Consider the following 18174-nt stretch of genomic DNA (forward strand, 5'->3'; position numbering starts at 1 on the left):
ATGCCCCGGCCGCGCGGCCGGGGCATCCGTCTGTGTGGGACAGGTCAGTCCATGAACCCGTCGAAGATGCTGCCGATGACGAGGCCACCGAGGATGCCGCCCATGAGGTCGCTGCCGCCGCCGCGGCGCCCGCCGCCCCAGCCCTGCTGAGGGCCGCCCCACTGGTCGGGCCCGCCCTGCGGGCGCGACGCATCGATGTCGCGCTGCGCGAGCTGGAGCGCCTCGCCCGCGAGGAACGCCACTCGGCGCGACATCGCCATCGCCTGCTCGCGGTGGTCCTCGTCGATCGTGGTGGCCGCGGACGCGGATGTACCGAGGTAGCGGTCGAGGTCGATGCGGATGCGCTCGGCCTCAGCAAGGCGCGTGCGCGCGTCGGCGCCGATCCACCCGCGGTGCCCGGCGATCACGTCGCGGGTGACGGCGAGCTGACGGTCGGCGTCGTCGATCGAGTGCCGCACGTGCTCGAGGGGCGGGATCGGCCGCGCCGCGCGCTCGCGCGCTTTCGCGATGGCCTCGTCGAGTCCGGCATTGGCTTCGCGCAGCCGCGAGAGCAGGGTGAAGGGGTTCGTGTTGACGCCGGTGGCGGGGAGCGACGACAGGGCGTCCTGGAGCTTCGCGATCGCGGCGCTGACGTCGGGGGAGTGCGGCTCCTTGAGCGCGACCACGATGTCTTCCCGCGAGTCCTCGACGATCGCGGAGAGCGTGGACTCGGCACGGAGCGCCTCGACCTCGAAGGTCTCGACGGCGTCGACGAGCGTCGCGGCGCGCCGGGCCGCCTCGGTGCAGGCCTCGAGGGCGAGGTTCGCCTGCTCGCGCTGGCCCGCCTCGCGGCGGCGCTCGGAGATCCCGGCGCTGTGCTCGGCGAAATTCAGCAGCTGCTCGGCCTCGGCGGGGTTGGCCTCGACCTGCGCGAGGGCCTCCGCCGAATACCGGGCGGCGAGTCGCTCGACGGTCTCGCGCGCCTGGGGCAGGCGCGCGCGCAGGCGCTCGGCGTCGGCGCGAACGCCGGCGATGATCTCGGGGGCGCGGCGCGCCCGTGCGATCGGACCCGCGAGGGCCTCCGTGCGGTCGTCGAGGAGCTCTTCCGCCCACTCGCAGAGCTGCACGATGCGCGCGTTGCGCGTGCGCAGCTCTTCGGCGGTGTCGGGGATCTCGTCGTGGTTGAGCTGGTGCAGGTGAAAGGCCTCTGCCAGGTGGGTGCGCACGGCGTCGAGCGCTTCGCGAAGATCTTTCGTGGGCTCGACGCCCAGCTCGATCTCGGCGAAGGTCAGTTCGTCGCTGGTCACGCGGATGCGCTCGTCGGCCGCGACGAGCGCGGACCGTGCACGCTGTGCCAGATCGGCGTCCTGCGCCTCGAGCTCTTCGTTCTCACGCTTGCGCTTGCCCCAGAATCCGGCCATGCCTTCGATCCTATGGGCGTCGGCGGTGAGCGGGCTGAGCGGCGGGGTCGACTGTGGAGATGCGGGCCGGGTGCGGCATCCGCTCGCCTGTCAGTCGCGGTGGCGCGGCTTGCGCGGCGGGCGGTCGTCGTCGCGGCGGCCGTACCCGCGGTCGTCGTCGCTGCGGCGGGGCCGGCCTCCTGTGTCGAGACGCAGCTCGATGAGGCGTCCCGAGATCCGGGTGTCGGACAGGCGATCGAGCGTGTCGCGGCCGAGATCGGCGGGCAGCTCCACGAGCGAGAAGTCCGGGCGGATCTGGATCGCGCCGAAGTCGTCGCGGCGCAGACCCCCTTCATTCGCGAGCGCGCCGACGATCTGGCGCGGCTCGACGCGATGGCGCTTGCCGACCGCGATGCGGTAGGTCGCCATGCCCTCGCGGGGCGTGCGCTCGCGCCGCTGGGGGCGATCGCCGCGGTCGTCGCGATCGAAGCGCCCGCCGCGCTCGCGGTCGTCGCGATCGAAGCGGCTCGTGCGCTCGCGGTGCACCGGCTCGGGGTCGGGCTCGAGCAGCAGCGGTGTCTCGCCCTGCGCCACGACGGCGAGCGCGGCGGCCACGTCGACCTCGGGCACGTCGTGGTTGCGCACGTAGTGGGCGACGATGTCGCGGAAGGCCTCGATGCGCTCGCCCTCGCCGAGGGCGGCCGTGATGCGGTCGTCGAAGCGCGAGAGGCGCGTCTCGTTCACCTCGTCGACGCTCGGCAGTGGCATCTCGGTGAGATCCTGGCGCGTGGCGCGCTCGATCATCTTGACGAGCCCACGCTCGCGGGGGGTGACGAAGCTGATCGCGTCGCCCGAGCGACCGGCGCGGCCGGTGCGTCCGATGCGGTGGACATAGGACTCGGCATCCGTCGGGATGTCGTAGTTGACGACGTGCGAGACGCGCTCGACGTCGAGGCCGCGGGCCGCGACGTCGGTCGCCACCAGGATGTCGAGCTTGCCCGACTTCAGCTGGTTGACGGTCTTCTCACGCTGCGGCTGGGCGATGTCGCCGTTGATCGCGGCGGCGGAGTAGCCGCGCGCGCGGAGCTTCTCGGCGATCTCCTCGGTGATGGAGCGGGTGCGGCCGAACACGATCATGCCGTCGAAGTTCTCGACCTCGAGGATGCGGGTGAGGGCGTCCATCTTCTGCTGCCACGCCGTGACGAGGTAGCGCTGCGAGATGTTGGCCGACGTCTGCGTCTTGGCCTTGACGGTGATCTCTTCGGGGTCGTGCAGGTACTGCTGCGACATGCGCCGGATCTGGGCGGGCATCGTGGCCGAGAAGAGGGCGACCTGCTTGGTCTCCGGCGTCTCGGCGAGGATCGTCTCGACGTCTTCGGCGAAGCCCATCTTGAGCATCTCGTCGGCCTCGTCGAGCACGAGGTACTGCAGCTCGGAGAGGTCGAGCGTGCCCTTCTCGAGATGGTCGATGATGCGGCCGGGGGTGCCGACGACGATGTGCACGCCGCGGCGCAGCGCCGAGAGCTGCACGCCGTACCCCTGCCCGCCGTAGACGGGGAGGATGTGGACGTTCTTGAGGTGACCGGCGTACTTCTCGAACGCCTCGCACACCTGGAGCGCCAGCTCGCGGGTCGGTGCGAGCACCAGCGCCTGCGGCTTCTTCTGCGACACATCGAGGCGGTCGATGATCGGCAGCGCGAACGCGGCAGTCTTGCCGGTGCCGGTCTGCGCCATTCCGACGACGTCGCGGCCGGCGAGCAGCGTCGGGATCGTCGCGGCCTGGATCGCGGAGGGCGTCTCGTACCCCACGTCGCGCAGGGCCTTCAGCACCGCGTCACCCAGGCCGAGGTCGGAGAACGTCATCGCAGCGGGCTCAGTGGGAGCCTCGGCCTCGATCGGGGAGTCGCTTTCGGTCACGCTTCAGGTTAGTGCGTGCCGCCTGGGAGGCGACAGGATGCCGCGGGGCGGGGCATCCGCCCGCCTCCTTGAATCTCGGAGAATCGCGCGTTTCTCGGAGGAATCGGCGCCGATGCTCCGAGATCCCGACGATCCTCCGAGCTTTCGCGGTCTCAGACCGGACGCACGCTCTGCGTGACGAACTCGGTGATGTCGATCGGCTCCGTGGGAGGGAGGCTGATGGCGGCGGGATCGATGGAAGGCACAGCAGGGGTCATGGCACGTCCTCTCGGTTCACTGTGTATATGTCCGGAAGGGCGGGTTTCGTCTCACACCGGGACGAGGGAATCGGATGCCTCGCCCTTCGCGGGCCGGCCCCGCTTGGGGCGCTCGGTGGAGAGCTCGAGAGCCATGGCTTGCTCGGGATGCAGGGCGAGGCGCTGCTCCGTGTGGTCGAGCCAACGGACCTCAGCCTCGGCGGCGAAGATCATCGAGTCGACGACGAGCGACCAGGCCAGCTCCTCCGGGCCGTCGGGGTTGGCGCCGGCGTACTTCGCGCGATTGAGCGTCTGGAGCTGTGCGAGCGACGCCCGCCGCTGAGTCTGGATGATCGCGGCGACGTCGACTCCCGGCAGAGTCGCTGCCACGGCCAGCTTGATCGCGAGCTCGTCGCGCGTGCCCTGCGAGCGTTCGACGGGGGACGCCAGCCACTCCCTCACCTCGGCGCTGCCGGCATCCGTGATCGACCAGAACACGTGCCCGCGGTCGTCGACGTCTCCCTTGGCCACGAGACCGTCGCGCTCGAGCCGGTCGAGGGTGTTGTAGATCTGGCCGACGTTGAGCGGCCAGGTCGAACCCGTGCGGCGGTCGAACTCGGCCCGGAGCTGGTAGCCGTAGCACGAGCCCTGATCGAGGATGGCCAGCATGCTCTGTCTCACCGACATGAAGCGTCTCCGTCCGAGTGCATACCGAGTATGTAGATGCTGAGTATATACATACCGGGCAACCTCCTGCATCCGCGTCGCTCACACCCAGCGCACACCAAGGTCACGGGTGGATAACATAGGCAGGTATGTCTGGGGCCTTGCGCCTCGGCGGCAGCGGCGCCATCGCGCCACACCCGACAGATGGAGACACTCCGTGGCAAACCCCCTCGAGAAACTGCTTCGCGCCGGCGAGGGTCGCATCCTCCGGCGGCTGCAGCAGGTCGTCAAGGCGGTCAACGCCCTCGAAGAGGACTACGCGCACCTCACCGACGAGGAGCTCCGGGGCGAGACCGCCGAGCTGCGTGCCCGCTACGATGCCGGCGCCACGCTCGACCAGCTGATGCCGGAGGCCTTCGCCGCTGTGCGCGAGGCCGCGAAGCGCACCCTGGGTCAGCGCGCCTACGACGTGCAGATCATGGGCGGCGCCGCTCTCCACCTCGGCAACATCGCCGAGATGAAGACCGGTGAGGGCAAGACCCTCACGGGCGCGTTCCCGGTGTACCTCAACGCCATCGCCGGCGAGGGCGTGCACGTCGTCACGGTCAACGACTTCCTCGCGTCGTACCAGGCCGAGCTCATGGGACGCATCTACCGCGCCCTCGGCATGACCACCGGCATCATCGTCGCCGGTCAGACGCCTGAGATCCGCCGTGAGCAGTACAACGCCGACATCACCTACGGCACGAACAACGAGTTCGGCTTCGACTACCTCCGCGACAACATGGCCTGGCGCAAGGAGGACCTCGTGCAGCGGGGCCACTTCTTCGCGATCGTCGACGAGGTCGACTCGATCCTGATCGACGAGGCGCGCACGCCGCTCATCATCTCGGGTCCGTCGTCGGGTGAGGCGAACCGCTGGTTCGTGGAGTTCGCGAAGATCGCCAAGACCCTCGAGGTCGGCGTCGACTACGAGGTCGACGAGAAGAAGCGCACCATCGGCGTGCTCGAGCCCGGCATCGAGAAGGTCGAGGACTACCTCGGCATCGACAACCTGTACGAGTCGGCCAACACCCCGCTCATCTCGTTCCTCAACAACTCGATCAAGGCCCTCGCGCTGTTCAAGCGCGACACCGACTACGTCGTGATGAACGACGAGGTCATGATCGTCGACGAGCACACCGGCCGCATCCTCGTCGGACGCCGCTACAACGAGGGCATCCACCAGGCGATCGAGGCGAAGGAAGCGGTGCCGGTCAAGGCCGAGAACCAGACGCTCGCCACGGTCACGCTCCAGAACTACTTCCGCCTCTACAAGAAGCTCGCCGGCATGACCGGTACCGCCGAGACCGAGGCGGCCGAGTTCATGTCGACCTACCAGCTCGGCGTGGTGCCCATCCCGACGAACAAGCCGATGATCCGCAAGGACCAGTCCGATCTCGTCTACAAGAACGAGCCGGCCAAGTTCGCCCAGGTCGTGGAAGACATCGCTCAGCGTCACGAGGCCGGGCAGCCCGTGCTCGTCGGCACCGTCAGCGTCGAGAAGAGCGAGTACCTGTCGCGCCTGCTCGCGAAGAAGGGCATCAAGCACGAGGTCCTCAACGCGAAGAACCACGCGCGCGAGGCGGAGATCGTCGCCCGCGCCGGCCGCCTCGGGGCCGTCACCGTCGCCACGAACATGGCCGGCCGAGGCACCGACATCATGCTCGGCGGCAACGCCGAATTCCTCGCCGTGCAGGAGATGAAGGCAAAGGGCCTCGACCCGGTCGAGACGCCCGACGAGTACGAGGCCGAGTGGGACGCCGTCTACGAGGCGATGCGCGACAAGGTCGCGGGCGAGAGCACCAAGGTCGTCGAGGCAGGCGGCCTGTACGTGCTCGGCACCGAGCGCCACGAGTCCCGTCGCATCGACAACCAGCTGCGCGGTCGCTCGGGCCGTCAGGGCGACCCGGGTGAGAGCCGCTTCTACCTGTCGCTGACCGACGACCTCATGCGGCTCTTCCAGTCGGGTGCCGCCGAGGCGATCCTCGCGCGCACGAACTTCCCCGACGACGTCGCCATCGAGTCGGGCATGGTCTCGCGGGCCATCAAGTCGGCGCAGAGCCAGGTCGAGGCGCGCAACGCCGAGATCCGCAAGAACGTGCTCAAGTACGACGACGTCCTGAACCGCCAGCGCGAGGCGATCTACTCCGACCGCCGGCACATCCTGCAGGGCGACGACATCGCCGACCGCGTGCAGCACTTCATCGAGGACGCGATCGAGGCCGTCATCGACGACCACACCGGCTCGGGGCACAACGAGAGCTGGGATTTCGACGCCCTCTGGACCGAGCTCAAGACCCTCTACCCGGTGAGCGTGACGATCGACGAGGTCGTCGCCGAGGGCGCGGGCCGCAAGGGCGGCATCACGGCCGACGGCCTCAAGCGCGAGATCCTCTCCGACGCGCGCATCGCGTACGACAACCGCGAGCAGTCTCTCGGCACGCCCGCCACGCGCGAGCTCGAGCGTCGCGTCGTGCTCCAGGTGCTCGACCGCCGCTGGCGCGACCACCTCTACGAGATGGACTACCTCAAGGACGGCATCGGCCTGCGCGCCATGGCTCAGCGCGACCCGCTGATCGAGTATCAGCGCGAGGGCTACCAGATGTTCCAGTCGATGATGGGGCAGATCAAGGAGGAGTCGGTCGGCTACCTCTACAACCTCGAGGTCGAGGTGCGCCGTCAGGGCGAGGGCGAGGCCGAGGTCGACGCCAAGGGCCTCGGCGCGATCCCCGCGGCACCCCAGGGGCTGGAGTACTCGGCCGCGAACGACGCCGGCGAGGTCGAGGTGCGCAACGACCGCGGTCAGGTGCAGCAGGCGGCGACCAACCGCCTCCGCCAGGCCGCGGCCGCGGCATCCGCCGCGCAGGCGCCCGCCGCTCAGGCGCCGGCCGCCGAGCCCCAGCGCGGGGCCTTCGGCCAGCGGACGGATGCTGCGCCCCAGGCTCCGCAGCAGGCGCCGATGAACCGCGCCCAGCGCCGCGCCGCCGACAAGAAGCAGTGACGCGATGCCGCGGCCCCCGGGGTCGCGGCATCCGCTCATCGGCTCACACGAACCGGCGAGGTGGCCACGCGCGGTCGATTGGCCCCGCCGCGCCGCCGGTATTCTGATCCGATGAGTCCGCTTCGCCCGCTCGACCAGTCCAGCAAGCTCAAGGATGTGCTCTACGAGATCCGCGGGCAGGCACTGGTCGAGGCCGATCGGCTCGAAGACGAGGGTCACACGATCCTCAAGCTCAACACAGGCAATCCGGCGGTCTTCGGGTTCGAGGCGCCGTTCCAGATCGTGCGCGACATGCTCGAGGCGGTGCCGCACGCGCACGGCTACAGCGACAGCCGCGGCATCATCTCGGCCCGTCGTGCGGTCGTCTACCGCTACGAGCAGGACCCGACGTTCCCGCCGTTCGGTCCCGACGACGTCTACCTCGGCAACGGCGTGTCCGAGCTCATCACGATGGTCATGCAGGCACTGCTCGACGAGGGCGACGAGGTGCTCATCCCCGCGCCGGACTACCCGCTGTGGACGGCGATGACGAGTCTCGGCGGGGGCACGCCGGTGCACTACCTCGCCGATGAGCAGAACGGCTGGCAGCCCGACCTCGATGACATCCGGGCCAAGGTGACCCCGCGCACCAAGGCCATCGTCGTGATCAATCCGAACAACCCGACGGGCGCGGTGTACTCGCGCGAGGTGCTCGAGGGCATCGCCGAGATCGCCCGCGAGAACTCGCTCCTGGTGCTCTCCGACGAGATCTACGACCGCATCCTGTTCGACGAGGCGCACCACATCCCCATGGCGTCGGTCGCGCCCGACCTGCTCGTGCTGACGTTCAACGGCCTGTCGAAGACCTACCGGGTCGCCGGCTACCGCTCCGGGTGGCTCGTGATCACGGGGCCGAAAGTGCACGCCTCCGGATTCCTCGAGGGCATCACGCTCCTCGCCTCGACGCGCCTGTGCCCGAACGTCCCCGCGCAGCACGCGGTGCAGGCGGCGCTCTCGGGCGTGCAGTCGATCGACGCCCTCATCGCGCCCACCGGACGCCTCCACGAGCAGCGCGACGCCGCGTGGGAGGGCCTCGAGAAGATCCCCGGCGTCACGTGCGTGCGACCGCAGGGCGCGCTCTACGCCTTCCCGCGCCTCGACCCCGAGGTGTACGACATCCGCGACGACGGCAAGCTCGTCTACGACTTCCTCGTGGCCGAGCACGTCCTCCTGGTGCAGGGCACCGGGTTCAACTGGCCGACCCCCGACCACCTCCGCATCGTCACGCTGCCCGAGGCGCGGGTGCTGTCGGAGGCGATCGAACGACTCGGCAACTTCCTCTCGTCGTACAGGCAGTGATGAGCGGATGCCGCGCCCCGGCGACCGGGTCGGCTCGGGCGCCCCGGGGTTCGACCCGCCCCTGAGAGCGCGGGCGGCGCATCCGTCAACCCCTCCCGCGACACGCGCGCGCGTCGTAGCGTCGCGCTATGGCCATCGAAATGAATCAGCCGGCCCTGCGTCACGCCAGGGCGCTCATCCGCGAGGGCAAGGTCGTGCGCGACGAGCGTGACGACTGGTCGGAGGCGTCGCCGACCGCCGACGAGGAGAACGCCTTCATCGAGCGCGAGGGATGGACGCAGTACTCGCACTGGCACCTGGGCGTCGACCGGCGGGAGAACAGCGAGACCAAGGGCGCGTACTCGTTCCCGTTCGGCGACTTCCGCAAGGTGCACCGCTCGGGGGTCATCGCGGGCGAGAGCCGCGCCGGACAGCACGAGCACTACGAGATCCGCGACGCCCTGAAGTCGCTCCTCGAGCTGATCGACAAGGACGACGAGAGCTGACGGCAGGGCCGGTCACGACGCTGTGACAGGCCCTGACGTCGGTCGCGGGCGGGTCTGCTCAGCGGTCAGAGAAGCGCCAGCGAGGTGGCGCGCCATCGGCCGTCCATGCCTTCGAGGCGCAGCGCGACGGCGCGCGTGCGCGCCGGGCCCTGCACGACGACGACGGACTCGACCACGCCGTCGACCGGCGAGGAGTGGTGCACCGACATGATCGTGTGCACCGGGCGCTTCGCCGGCACACCGCGCGCACTGCGTGCGCGGGCGGCCAGGTTGGAGCGCGTGACGAGCTTGCGGTAGGGGTCCTCGGTCAGCCAGCGGGCGAGCTGGTCCACCTCGCGGACTCCGGCGAGCACTTCGAGCACCCCGCGCGTGATGTTGCGCAGGAAGGGCTCGGGTTCGGGGAGCGCGGTGGACGGCGTCCGCTGGGGCGCGAAGAACTCGGAGAGCTCGACGGCGCCACCGGGCGCGCGGAATGCGCGGGCGAAGCCCGCGGGCGTCGTTGCCATGGGTGCCTATCTCGACAGGGGGGATGTCTTGCCGCCAGTAGACCACACGGCGCACTCACAGAGGGAATCGGCCGGGGCCGTTGTGGATAACTTGTGATCGACTCGTGATGATTGCCCTACTCTCGCTGGGTGCGCTGGGACCGGTTCTTCGACGACCTCGAGGATCAGCTCGCCTCCGAATGGGAGGCGGAGCGCGCCGCGCTCGACACCGAGGCCGAGCGACTGCGGCTCTCGCGCGTCGCCCTGCGCGAGCGACTCACGATGCTGCTGGGCGTCGACGCCGCGGCATCCCGCCTCGCCTTCGAGTTCTCGGACGGCACGACCGTGCGGGCCTCGGTGAGCGGGGTTGGCGCCGATTGGGTGGCACTGCAGCCTTCCGAGGGCAGGGCGGGTGCCGTGGTCGCACCCTTCGCGTCCGTCGCGACGATCGCGATGCCCCACCACGACCTGCTGCGCAGCGCGCGACCGGCGCCGGCACGGTCGGCGCTCTCGGATCGGCTCACCTTCGGGTTCGCCCTCCGCGACCTCGTGAGGAGGCGCGCGGGCGTCGCCGTGCACCTCGCCTCGGGCCGCATGCTATCCGGCACCATCGATCGCGCCGGCGCGGACCACCTCGACCTCGCGCTGCACGATCCGGGGGCGCCGCGGCGCGCGGATGCGGTCTCCGGGCACCGCATCGTGCCGTTCGCCGCCGTCGCGTGGATCCGGATCGAGGGTGCGGCGCCGCTGGCGTGAGCGGTCCGGTGCCGGGCGTCGCCGAGGCTCTCGCGCTCCGGACGTGGCCGGGGCCCTCGCCCTCGGCAGGCCGATCAGTCGGAGTGCCGGACGGTGCCGGTGCCCCACAGCTCGGGGAAGCTCGCGTTCTGAGCCTGCTGCCAGAGTGCGGTGCGTCGGGCCTCTTCAGCCTGATCGTCGAGGTACTCGGAGACGCTCGCCTCCTCCACACGCCAGCGCGCCGGAGAGCCCACGCGAAGCCCACGCAGACGCCCTTCGAGGACCAGCGCCATGACCTCGTCGACCGACACGCCGAGCACCTCGCCCACCTGGGCGGGGGCGAGCAGACGCACGTCCGAAGTCGGGATCTCGGGCATGCCCCCATTATGGCCTCGCCCCGGAGAGGGGGGCCGGGGCCGGCACCGGCTGTGGAGAAATATTTCGCGCCGATCGCAGCCTGGGCGACCATGGGGGGATGACCGCTGTGGAGACCGCTCGCACCCCTCGCCGTGCCTTCTGGGGCGATGCCCGATTCCTGCTCGGGGTGCTGCTCATCGTCATCTCGGTCGCCGGGGTGTGGCTCGTGGTCACGGCGGCACGCCAGACCTCGCCCGCCTACGCGGCGGCGCGCACGATCGTCCCCGGCGAGACCGTCACGTCCGACGACGTCCGCGCGGTCGACGTCGCCCTCGGCCAGCTCGGCGCGTCGTACCTCACTCCCTCGCAGCTCGCGGAGGGCCTGGTCGCCACGCGCACGATCACCGAGGGCGAGCTCGTGCCGGCCGCCGCAGTCGGCGACGCAGGCGCCGCCCGCACGACGAACATCGTGGTGCACAGCGCGGTCGACGTTCCGACGGCCGTCGAGGCGGGCACCGTCGTCGAGGTGTGGTCCGCTCCCCTCGGAGAGGACGGCGAGCACGAGGCGCCGCGCATCCTCGTGGCCGACGCGACCGTGGTCTCGGTGTCGCGCGACGACTCGATGATGGGCGGGGGAGCGGCGGCGATCGAGCTCGTCATCCCGCGCGCCGACGTCGCCGCGGCGCTCGCGGCGATGTCGGACGATTCCGTGCTCTCCGTCGTGCCCACCGCGGGCAGCGGGTCATGAAGGTCCTGATCGCCGCGACCGACGCCGGGGCCATCACCGACGGGCTGCGGCGAGAAGGGCACGACATCGTCGGCGTGGTCGCGGCATCCGCTCTCTCGGTCGCCGCGGGCGACGGCATGCTCGGGGCGGACGCCGATGACTTCCTGCGTGCCGTCGCCGATGCCGACGCGGTCGTGCTCGACATCGCCCGAGACACCGTCACGTCGTCGGTCGTGGCGCTGTGCGACCGGGCGGGGACACGCATCATCCCCCTGTGCGCCGATCCCGCTGCCGAGCGCCTCGCCGCGGCGTTCGGACTGGAGCGGCCGGTTCCCCGAGACATCGAGCCCTGGCGGCTCGCCGAGGTGCTGGCATCCGCCCCCGCCCCCGTCGGGCCCGCACGGGCCGAGGCGCGTCCCGAGCCGCGTGTCATCGCGGTGTGGGGTCCCGCCGGAGCGCCAGGACGCACGACCGTGGCGATCGAGCTCGCGGTCGAGCTCGCGCGCGGCGGACGCCACGTCGGCCTCGTCGACGCCGACACGCACGCGCCGTCGGTCGCGATCGCGCTCGGCGTGGCAGACGAGGGTCCCGGGTTCGCGGCCGCGTGCCGCCAGGCCGGACTCGGGCAGCTCGACGTCCGCGAGCTCACGCGGGTGAGCGTGCCGGTCGGCCGCACCGGTGTCCACGTGCTGACGGGGCTCAACCGCCCCTCGCGCTGGCCGGAGCTCAGTGAGTCCCGCGTGGACGGAGCGCTCGCGGTGTGCCGCGACTGGGCCGACTTCACCGTCGTGGACGTCTCGTCCTCGCTCGAGCGCGACGAAGAGATCATGAGCGACCTGGACGGACCGCGACGCAACGCCGCCACGCTCGCGGCGCTGCGGGCTGCCGACCTCGTCGTGGCGGTCGCCGGCGCCGATCCGATCGGAATCTCGCGGTTCCTCCGGGCGCACGCCGAGCTCCGCGCCTCGATCGGCGCCACCCCCGTCGCGGTGCTCGCCAACCGCCTGCGGCCCGGCACGCTCGGCATCGACGCGCGCGGCCAGGTCCGGCGCACGCTCGATCGCTTCGGCGGCATCGAGGACGTGTGGTTCCTGCCGCACGATCCCCGCTCGGCCGATGCCGCGCTCCTCGCTGCGCAGCCCATCGCCGAGGTCGCGCCCAAGTCGCCGCTCACGCTCGCGATGCGGCGCTTCGTCGGAGAGGCCGTAATCGCGCCGCCCCGGCCGGAGCGGGCGGGTCGGCGGAAGCCGGCGCGGCGGGAGCGCGCAGGTCGACCCGAGCCGGCGCCGACGGATCGGCTCGCTCGCGCCGTCTAGGCTGAGAGGCGTGTCGACCCTCAGCGATCTCGTATACGCCCAGGGCCGTTCGAGCGCGGAGGACGTGGAGTGGCTCCACCGTCTCGCCGGCGACGGCCAGCTGCTCGCCGATCTGGCCTTCGCCGACATCGTGCTGTGGGTGCCGACCTCCGACGACTCCTTCGTCGCCGTGGCGCACACCCGCCCGAGCGGGGCGGCGACGCTCTTCTACCGCGACATCGTCGGCGACCGCGTGCGGCCGCAGTGGCGCACGCAGGTCCGCGACGCCTTCGCGACGGGGCGGATCGTCGACTCGGCGTCGCCGGACTGGTTCGAGGAGACCCCGACCCGGGTCCGCGCCGTGCCCGTCGTGCGCGCGCGCGGCACGGAGGGCGCCCAGACGATCGGTGTGCTCACGCGCCACACGAACCTCGGGGAGGCCCGCACGCCGTCCCGGCAGCAGATCACCTTCAACGACTGCGCCGACGAGCTGTTCGGCATGGTCGCGACGGGCGACTTCCCCGACATGTCGGCGCCCACCTCTCCGCGTCGCGGCGCTCCCCGCGCCTCGGACGGCCTCGTGCGGCTCGACGTCGACGGCATCACCACGTTCGCGAGTCCCAATGCCCTGTCGGCGTTCAACCGGCTCGGCTTCGACGACGAGCTCGAGGGCGAGTCGCTCGTCGAGGTCGTCACCCGGATCCTCCCCGGCAAGCGTCAGTTCGACGAGTCGCTGCCGGTCGTGGTGACCGGGCGGGCGCCGTGGCGCACCGACATCGAGGCGCGGGGCGTCACGGTCTCGCTGCGGACCATCCCGCTGCGCGACCACGGCAAGCGCATCGGCGCGATCGTCCTCTGCCGTGACGTGACCGAGATCCGGCACCAGGAGCAGGAGCTCATCACCAAGGACGCGACGATCCGCGAGATCCACCACCGCGTCAAGAACAACCTGCAGACCGTCGCGTCGCTGCTGCGCATCCAGGCGCGCCGCTCTCACAGCGAGGAGGCGCGCGACGCGCTGACGCAGGCGATGCGCCGCGTCTCGGCGATCGCCGTCGTGCACGACACGCTGTCCGAGGGACTCGCGCAGAACGTCGACTTCGACGAGGTCTTCGACCGGGTGCTCAAGCTGGTCGCCGAGGTCGCCGCCGCCCCGAACACGCGGGCCAAGACGCACTCGACGGGCCGGTTCGGCACGTTGCCGAGCGAGTACGCGACCCCGCTCGCGCTCGCGCTGACCGAGCTCGTCACCAACGCCGTCGAGCACGGCCTCGCCGGTCAGGAAGGTGACGTCGAGATCATCGCCGAGCGCACCGACGAGCACCTCGAAGTGCGCGTGCGCGACACGGGCTCAGGCTTGCCGGAGGGTCAGGTGGGACGCGGGCTCGGCACGCAGATCGTCCGCACGCTCATCCAGGGCGAGCTGGGCGGGACGATCGACTGGCACACGATCACGGGCAGCGGCACCGAGGTCACGATCGAGATCCCGCTGCGCTACATCGAGCGCTCGCGCGACTGATCGAGCGGATGCCGGGGGGCGAGGCATCCGGTCGACTCTCGCCGGGGGCGGGCGCCGCGTCAGGAGGCGCGGCGTGCGCGCGCGGCGCGGCGCTTCAGAGCGCGGCGCTCGTCTTCGGAGAGGCCTCCCCAGACGCCCGAGTCCTGACCGGTCTCGAGGGCGTACTGCAGGCAGATCTCGGTCACGGTGCAGCGTGCACAGACCGACTTGGCCTTCTCGATCTGATCGACGGCCGGGCCGGTGTTCCCCACGGGGAAGAACAGTTCGGGGTCGACGGTCAGGCAGGCGGCCTTGTCGCGCCAGTCCATGGTGGTGCTCCTTGATAGCGGGGGTTCTGAGAGTGAGGACACCGAATTCGGGTCCGGTACCCTGTGGGGTGTGCGAGCTCTCGCTCGCCCCACGTCGCTGTGGGAGCACACGGCTTTACCAATCGTCCCATAGCGGTTTACCTAGATCAAGGGATGATCGGCAGGATTCTGTGCAAGTTGCTGAGTATTCCCTTTGCGACATAGAGGGTTCGCACAATCGCAAGGCTCTTCACCCGAAAGATCGTTAGGTATGCGAACAACCACGCTCGGACGCATCGCGGCCGTCCTCGTCGGCCTCGAGGGCGCCGGCCTGGTCGCGCTCACGGTGTGGCAGGTGGTCGCCGTCGTGTCCGGCGACACCGCATCGATCGACAGTGCGCTGGCGCTCATCGTGCTCACGGCGGTGGGCGCCGCGATCGTGATCGCGTTCGCCGTCGCGATCTGGCGCGGTCAGTCGTGGGGGCGGTCCGGCGCGATCGTGGCGCAGCTGCTCGTCCTCGCCGTCGCCCTCGGAGCCGCCACGGGTGCGTATGCGGAACCCACGGCCGCGCTGATGATCGCCGCGCCCGCGGTGGTGGTGGTCGTGCTGCTCATCCTCGCGGCGCGGGAGGCCGGCCGTGCCGCCCGCGCCGAAGCGGGCGACGGCGAGCCGACGGCGTAGACCGCGGGTGGGCGTCCGCTCGCCACGGACGGACCGGGGCGAGCCGCCGCGTCGCCGGCGCGAGACTACGCGGCGTCGAGGCCCACGAGCTTGCGGATGCGCGCGACGTGCCCGGTCGCCTTGACGTTGTACAGCGCCTGGACGATGCGGCCCTCGCCGTCGATCACGAACGTCGACCGCAGGACTCCGGTGACGGGCTTGCCGTAGTTGAGCTTCTCGCCCCAGGCTCCGTACGCTTCGTGCACCGCGTGGTCGGGATCGCTGAGCAGGTCGTAGGTGAGTCCGTCGCGCTCGCGGAAGCGGCGGAGCTTCTCGGGCTCGTCGCGCGAGATGCCCAGCACGGTGTAGCCGGCGGCCTGCAGCGGCGCGAGGCTGTCGCGGAAGTCGCAGGCCTCGGTCGTGCAGCCGGGGGTCATCGCCTCGGGGTAGAAGAAGAGGATGACGTTACCGCCGTGCAGGGAGGCGAGGGAGACGGGTCGCTCGTCCTGGTCGACGAGGGTGAAGTCGGGGGCGGAGGTACCGGGTTCGAGGCGCGTGGTCACGCCACCAGCCTAGGCTTCGCGCTGCGTGCCCGTCTCACGTTTGGCGAAGGTCTCGAGCAGCCGCTGGAGGGAGTCCAGCCGTGCGGACCCGCCGGGGCCGAGCCGTCCTGCCTCGACGGCCTCGACGATCGCGCAGTCGGGTGCGTCGGGCAGGTGCGTGCAGCCCCGCGGGCACTCCTCGGCGATCGCGTCGAGATCGGTGAACGCCCGCAGGATGTTGGCGGGGTCGACGTGGCCCAGACCGAAGGACCGTACGCCGGGCGTGTCGATGACCCAGCCGTTGCCCCCCGCGCCGGCGTAGCGCAGCGAGACGGTCGAGCTGGAGGTGTGCCGCCCGCGACCGGTCACGGTGTTGACGTGCCCCGTCGCGCGGCGAGCGTCGGGCACGAGCGCGTTCACGAGCGTGGACTTCCCGACGCCGGAGTGCCCGACGAACACGGTCGAGTGCCCGACCAGCGCCGCGCCGATGCGGTCGAGCGGCATCCCCGCGGCGGGGTCGTCGTCTGTGCCGAGGGCACTCGTGAAGACCTCGAGGTCGAGACCGTCGAAGTGCGCGAGGAACTCCGTCGGGTCGGCGAGGTCGGTCTTCGTCACGACGAGAAGAGGACGGATGCCGGCATCCAGCGCCGCGACGAGATAGCGGTCGACGAGGCGTGCGCGCGGCTCGGGATCGGCGGCCGCCACCACCACGAGCATCTGGTCGGCGTTGGCGACGATCACCCGCTCCACCTGGTCGGTGTCGTCCGCGCTGCGGCGCAGCAGCGAGGTGCGCTCCTCGATGCCGACGATCCGCGACAGCGTGCCCTCGTCGCCCGTGGTGTCGCCGACCACGCGCGCGCGGTCGCCGGTGACGATCGGCGTCTTGCGCAGCTCACGCGCGCGGACCGCCGAGATCGTGCGCTCGTCGGGGCCGTCCTCGTCGACGAGCACGGTGTACCGGCCGCGGTCGACCCCGAGGACGCGCGCGATCCGGGCGTCCGAGTGGGCGGGACGACGCTTCGTGCGGGGCCGGTTGGCCTTCGGGTTCGGGCGGACGCGCACGTTCGCCTCGTCGAACTCGGGTTCGTCGTCCTCGTCGAGATCGTCGAGCCAGCTCACGATGCCCGCATCGTCTCCGTGGCCTGGCCGGCGGAGCTGCCGTCGTCTTCGAGCATCGCCTGCCACAGCTGCGGAAACTCCGGCATGGTCTTCGCCGTCGTGCCGATGTCGTCGACCTCGACGCCCGGGACCGCCAGCCCGATGAGGGCGCCGGTGGTCGCCATGCGGTGGTCGTGGTGCGCGTGCCACGTGCCTCCGCGGAGGGTGCGGGGAACGATCCGGATGCCGTCGGGCAGCTCCTCCGCTTCGCCGCCGAGGCCCCGCAGCTCACCGACCAGGGCCGCGATGCGGTCGGTCTCGTGACCGCGGATGTGCCCGATGCCGTGCAGTGTCGACGGCGCGTCGGCGAACGCCGCGAGCGCGAAGATCGTGGGCGTGAGCTCGCCGGCGGCGGAGAGATCGAGGTCGACGCCCTGGATGCCTGCGCCGGCGGTCACGGTGAGGGCGCCGCCTCGGCGCTGCACCCGCGCTCCCATGAGCGCCAGGATGTCGGTGAGCATCGCGCCGGGCTGGGTGGAGTGCGCGGGCCAGCCGGTGACCGAGACCGAACCGCCGACGATCATCGCGGCGGCGAGGAACGGCGCGGCGTTCGAGAGGTCGGGCTCGATCGCCACGTCCTTGCCGCGCAGCGGGCCCGCGGGGACGATCCACTCGCCGGGCGCCGGGCGTTCGACGTGCACCCCGCGGTGGCCGAGCGCCTCGACGGTCATGTCGATGTGCGGGATGCTGGGGAGTCGCTCGCCGGCGTGGTGCAGGTGCAGGCCCACGTCGAACCGCGGTGCCGCCAGCAGCAGGCCGGAGACGAACTGGCTCGACGCGCTCGCGTCGATCGTCACCTCGCCGCCACGCGCGTGGCCGTGCCCCCGCACGATGAACGGGAGCGCCCAGCGCCCGCCGTCGTCGATGTCGACGCCGACGTCGCGGAGCGCCGTGATCATGGCCCCCATCGGGCGGTGGAGGGCGCTCTCGTGAGCGGTGATGGTGACGTCGCCGCGCGCGAAGCCGCCGAGGCCGGCGACGAAGCGCATGACCGTTCCGGCCTGACCGCAGTCGATCACGGTGTCGCCCTGCAGCGGCCACACGGGGCTGACGATGATGTCGTCGCCGAAGCGGCTCGACCCCGGTTCGAGCGAGATGCCGACGCCGAGAGCCCGCAGGGCCTCGATCATGCGCGCCGAATCGTCGGAGTGCAGCGGCGATGTGAGCCGGCTCGGTCCGTCGGCGAGGGACGCGAGGATGAGCTCGCGATTGGTGAGGGATTTCGACCCGGGGACCGTGACCGTCGCGTGCAGGGGACCGGACGCGACCGGCGCGCGCCACGGTCCGCGCCCACCCGGCGCGGTGGAAGGGGAATAGCCGCTGCCTGTCATCGGGTTCTACCCT

17 protein-coding genes are annotated in these 18174 nt (G+C 71.1%); 8 read left to right on the top strand and 9 right to left on the bottom strand.

Features of this window, described 5'->3' with window-relative positions; all coding sequences use genetic code 11:
- Nucleotides 1-44 precede the first annotated feature (44 nt).
- The 3 genes from OB08_RS08800 to OB08_RS08810 all read right to left on the bottom strand — a co-directional run bounded on the left by OB08_RS08800 (nt 45) and on the right by OB08_RS08810 (nt 4219).
- Complete coding sequence (locus OB08_RS08800; RefSeq protein WP_461474073.1) at nt 45-1400, bottom strand: hypothetical protein; 1356 nt, start codon at nt 1398-1400, stop codon at nt 45-47.
- A 90-nt stretch (nt 1401-1490) separates the two neighbouring features.
- Nucleotides 1491-3242 carry a DEAD/DEAH box helicase gene (locus tag OB08_RS08805; RefSeq protein ID WP_461474169.1) on the bottom strand — a complete coding sequence of 584 codons (1752 nt, stop codon included), beginning with the start codon at nt 3240-3242 and terminating at the stop codon, nt 1491-1493.
- A 362-nt stretch (nt 3243-3604) separates the two neighbouring features.
- Nucleotides 3605-4219: a PadR family transcriptional regulator gene (locus OB08_RS08810; protein WP_461474074.1), complete on the bottom strand. Its 615-nt coding sequence runs from the start codon at nt 4217-4219 to the stop codon at nt 3605-3607.
- A gap of 196 nt (nt 4220-4415) precedes the next feature.
- Here OB08_RS08810 and secA point away from each other — a divergent pair, with 196 nt between their 5' ends.
- From secA to OB08_RS08825, 3 genes are all read left to right on the top strand, one after another.
- Nucleotides 4416-7241, top strand: a complete 2826-nt coding sequence (secA, locus tag OB08_RS08815; protein ID WP_461474075.1) for a preprotein translocase subunit SecA — start codon at nt 4416-4418, stop codon at nt 7239-7241.
- 111 nt (nt 7242-7352) lie between these two features.
- Complete coding sequence (locus OB08_RS08820) at nt 7353-8579, top strand: pyridoxal phosphate-dependent aminotransferase (protein ID WP_461474076.1); 1227 nt, start codon at nt 7353-7355, stop codon at nt 8577-8579.
- Nucleotides 8580-8707: 128 nt separating this feature from the next.
- Nucleotides 8708-9064 carry a hypothetical protein gene (locus OB08_RS08825; protein ID WP_461474077.1) on the top strand — a complete coding sequence of 119 codons (357 nt, stop codon included), beginning with the start codon at nt 8708-8710 and terminating at the stop codon, nt 9062-9064.
- 65 nt (nt 9065-9129) lie between these two features.
- On the opposite strand, the gene OB08_RS08830 is transcribed toward OB08_RS08825, so the two are convergent.
- A complete protein-coding gene (locus tag OB08_RS08830; RefSeq protein ID WP_461474078.1) occupies nt 9130-9570 on the bottom strand; it encodes an Rv3235 family protein in 441 nt (146 codons plus the stop codon).
- Between the two features lie 129 nt (nt 9571-9699).
- Between OB08_RS08830 and OB08_RS08835 the strand changes: the two genes are divergently transcribed.
- Nucleotides 9700-10305, top strand: coding sequence for a hypothetical protein (locus OB08_RS08835; protein ID WP_461474079.1), 606 nt, complete (start codon nt 9700-9702; stop codon nt 10303-10305).
- 74 nt (nt 10306-10379) lie between these two features.
- Here the strand turns inward: OB08_RS08835 and OB08_RS08840 are convergent, their stop codons facing one another.
- Nucleotides 10380-10661: a helix-turn-helix domain-containing protein gene (locus OB08_RS08840; protein WP_461474080.1), complete on the bottom strand. Its 282-nt coding sequence runs from the start codon at nt 10659-10661 to the stop codon at nt 10380-10382.
- 98 nt (nt 10662-10759) lie between these two features.
- Between OB08_RS08840 and OB08_RS08845 the strand changes: the two genes are divergently transcribed.
- The 3 genes from OB08_RS08845 to OB08_RS08855 are packed head-to-tail and all read left to right on the top strand — an operon-like array spanning nt 10760 to nt 14182.
- Complete coding sequence (locus OB08_RS08845) at nt 10760-11389, top strand: SAF domain-containing protein (protein ID WP_461474081.1); 630 nt, start codon at nt 10760-10762, stop codon at nt 11387-11389.
- Entirely contained in the window at nt 11386-12684 is a 1299-nt protein-coding gene (locus tag OB08_RS08850; RefSeq protein ID WP_461474082.1) for an AAA family ATPase, read from the top strand. The genes OB08_RS08845 and OB08_RS08850 overlap by 4 nt, the downstream gene beginning before the upstream one ends.
- A 10-nt stretch (nt 12685-12694) precedes the next feature.
- On the top strand, nt 12695-14182 hold the full coding sequence (locus OB08_RS08855) for a sensor histidine kinase (RefSeq protein WP_461474083.1): 1488 nt from the start codon (nt 12695-12697) through the stop codon (nt 14180-14182).
- 59 nt (nt 14183-14241) lie between these two features.
- Here the strand turns inward: OB08_RS08855 and OB08_RS08860 are convergent, their stop codons facing one another.
- Entirely contained in the window at nt 14242-14490 is a 249-nt protein-coding gene (locus OB08_RS08860; RefSeq protein ID WP_018171995.1) for a WhiB family transcriptional regulator, read from the bottom strand.
- 250 nt (nt 14491-14740) lie between these two features.
- Between OB08_RS08860 and OB08_RS08865 the strand changes: the two genes are divergently transcribed.
- The gene (locus tag OB08_RS08865; RefSeq protein WP_461474084.1) at nt 14741-15151 is read left to right on the top strand and encodes a histidine kinase; all 411 of its coding nucleotides are present in this window, start codon (nt 14741-14743) and stop codon (nt 15149-15151) included.
- A gap of 65 nt (nt 15152-15216) precedes the next feature.
- On the opposite strand, the gene bcp is transcribed toward OB08_RS08865, so the two are convergent.
- Genes bcp through aroA form a run of 3 tightly spaced genes read right to left on the bottom strand, consistent with a single transcriptional unit; the run spans nt 15217 to nt 18161 of the window.
- Nucleotides 15217-15693: a thioredoxin-dependent thiol peroxidase gene (gene bcp / locus OB08_RS08870; protein WP_461474085.1), complete on the bottom strand. Its 477-nt coding sequence runs from the start codon at nt 15691-15693 to the stop codon at nt 15217-15219.
- Between the two features lie 9 nt (nt 15694-15702).
- Nucleotides 15703-16791, bottom strand: a complete 1089-nt coding sequence (gene rsgA / locus OB08_RS08875; protein WP_461474086.1) for a ribosome small subunit-dependent GTPase A — start codon at nt 16789-16791, stop codon at nt 15703-15705.
- Nucleotides 16788-18161, bottom strand: coding sequence for a 3-phosphoshikimate 1-carboxyvinyltransferase (gene aroA / locus OB08_RS08880; RefSeq protein ID WP_461474087.1), 1374 nt, complete (start codon nt 18159-18161; stop codon nt 16788-16790). The genes rsgA and aroA overlap by 4 nt, the downstream gene beginning before the upstream one ends.
- Between the last annotated feature and the right edge of the window lie 13 nt (nt 18162-18174).

This window comes from Microbacterium sp. HJ5 (genome assembly GCF_054824025.1).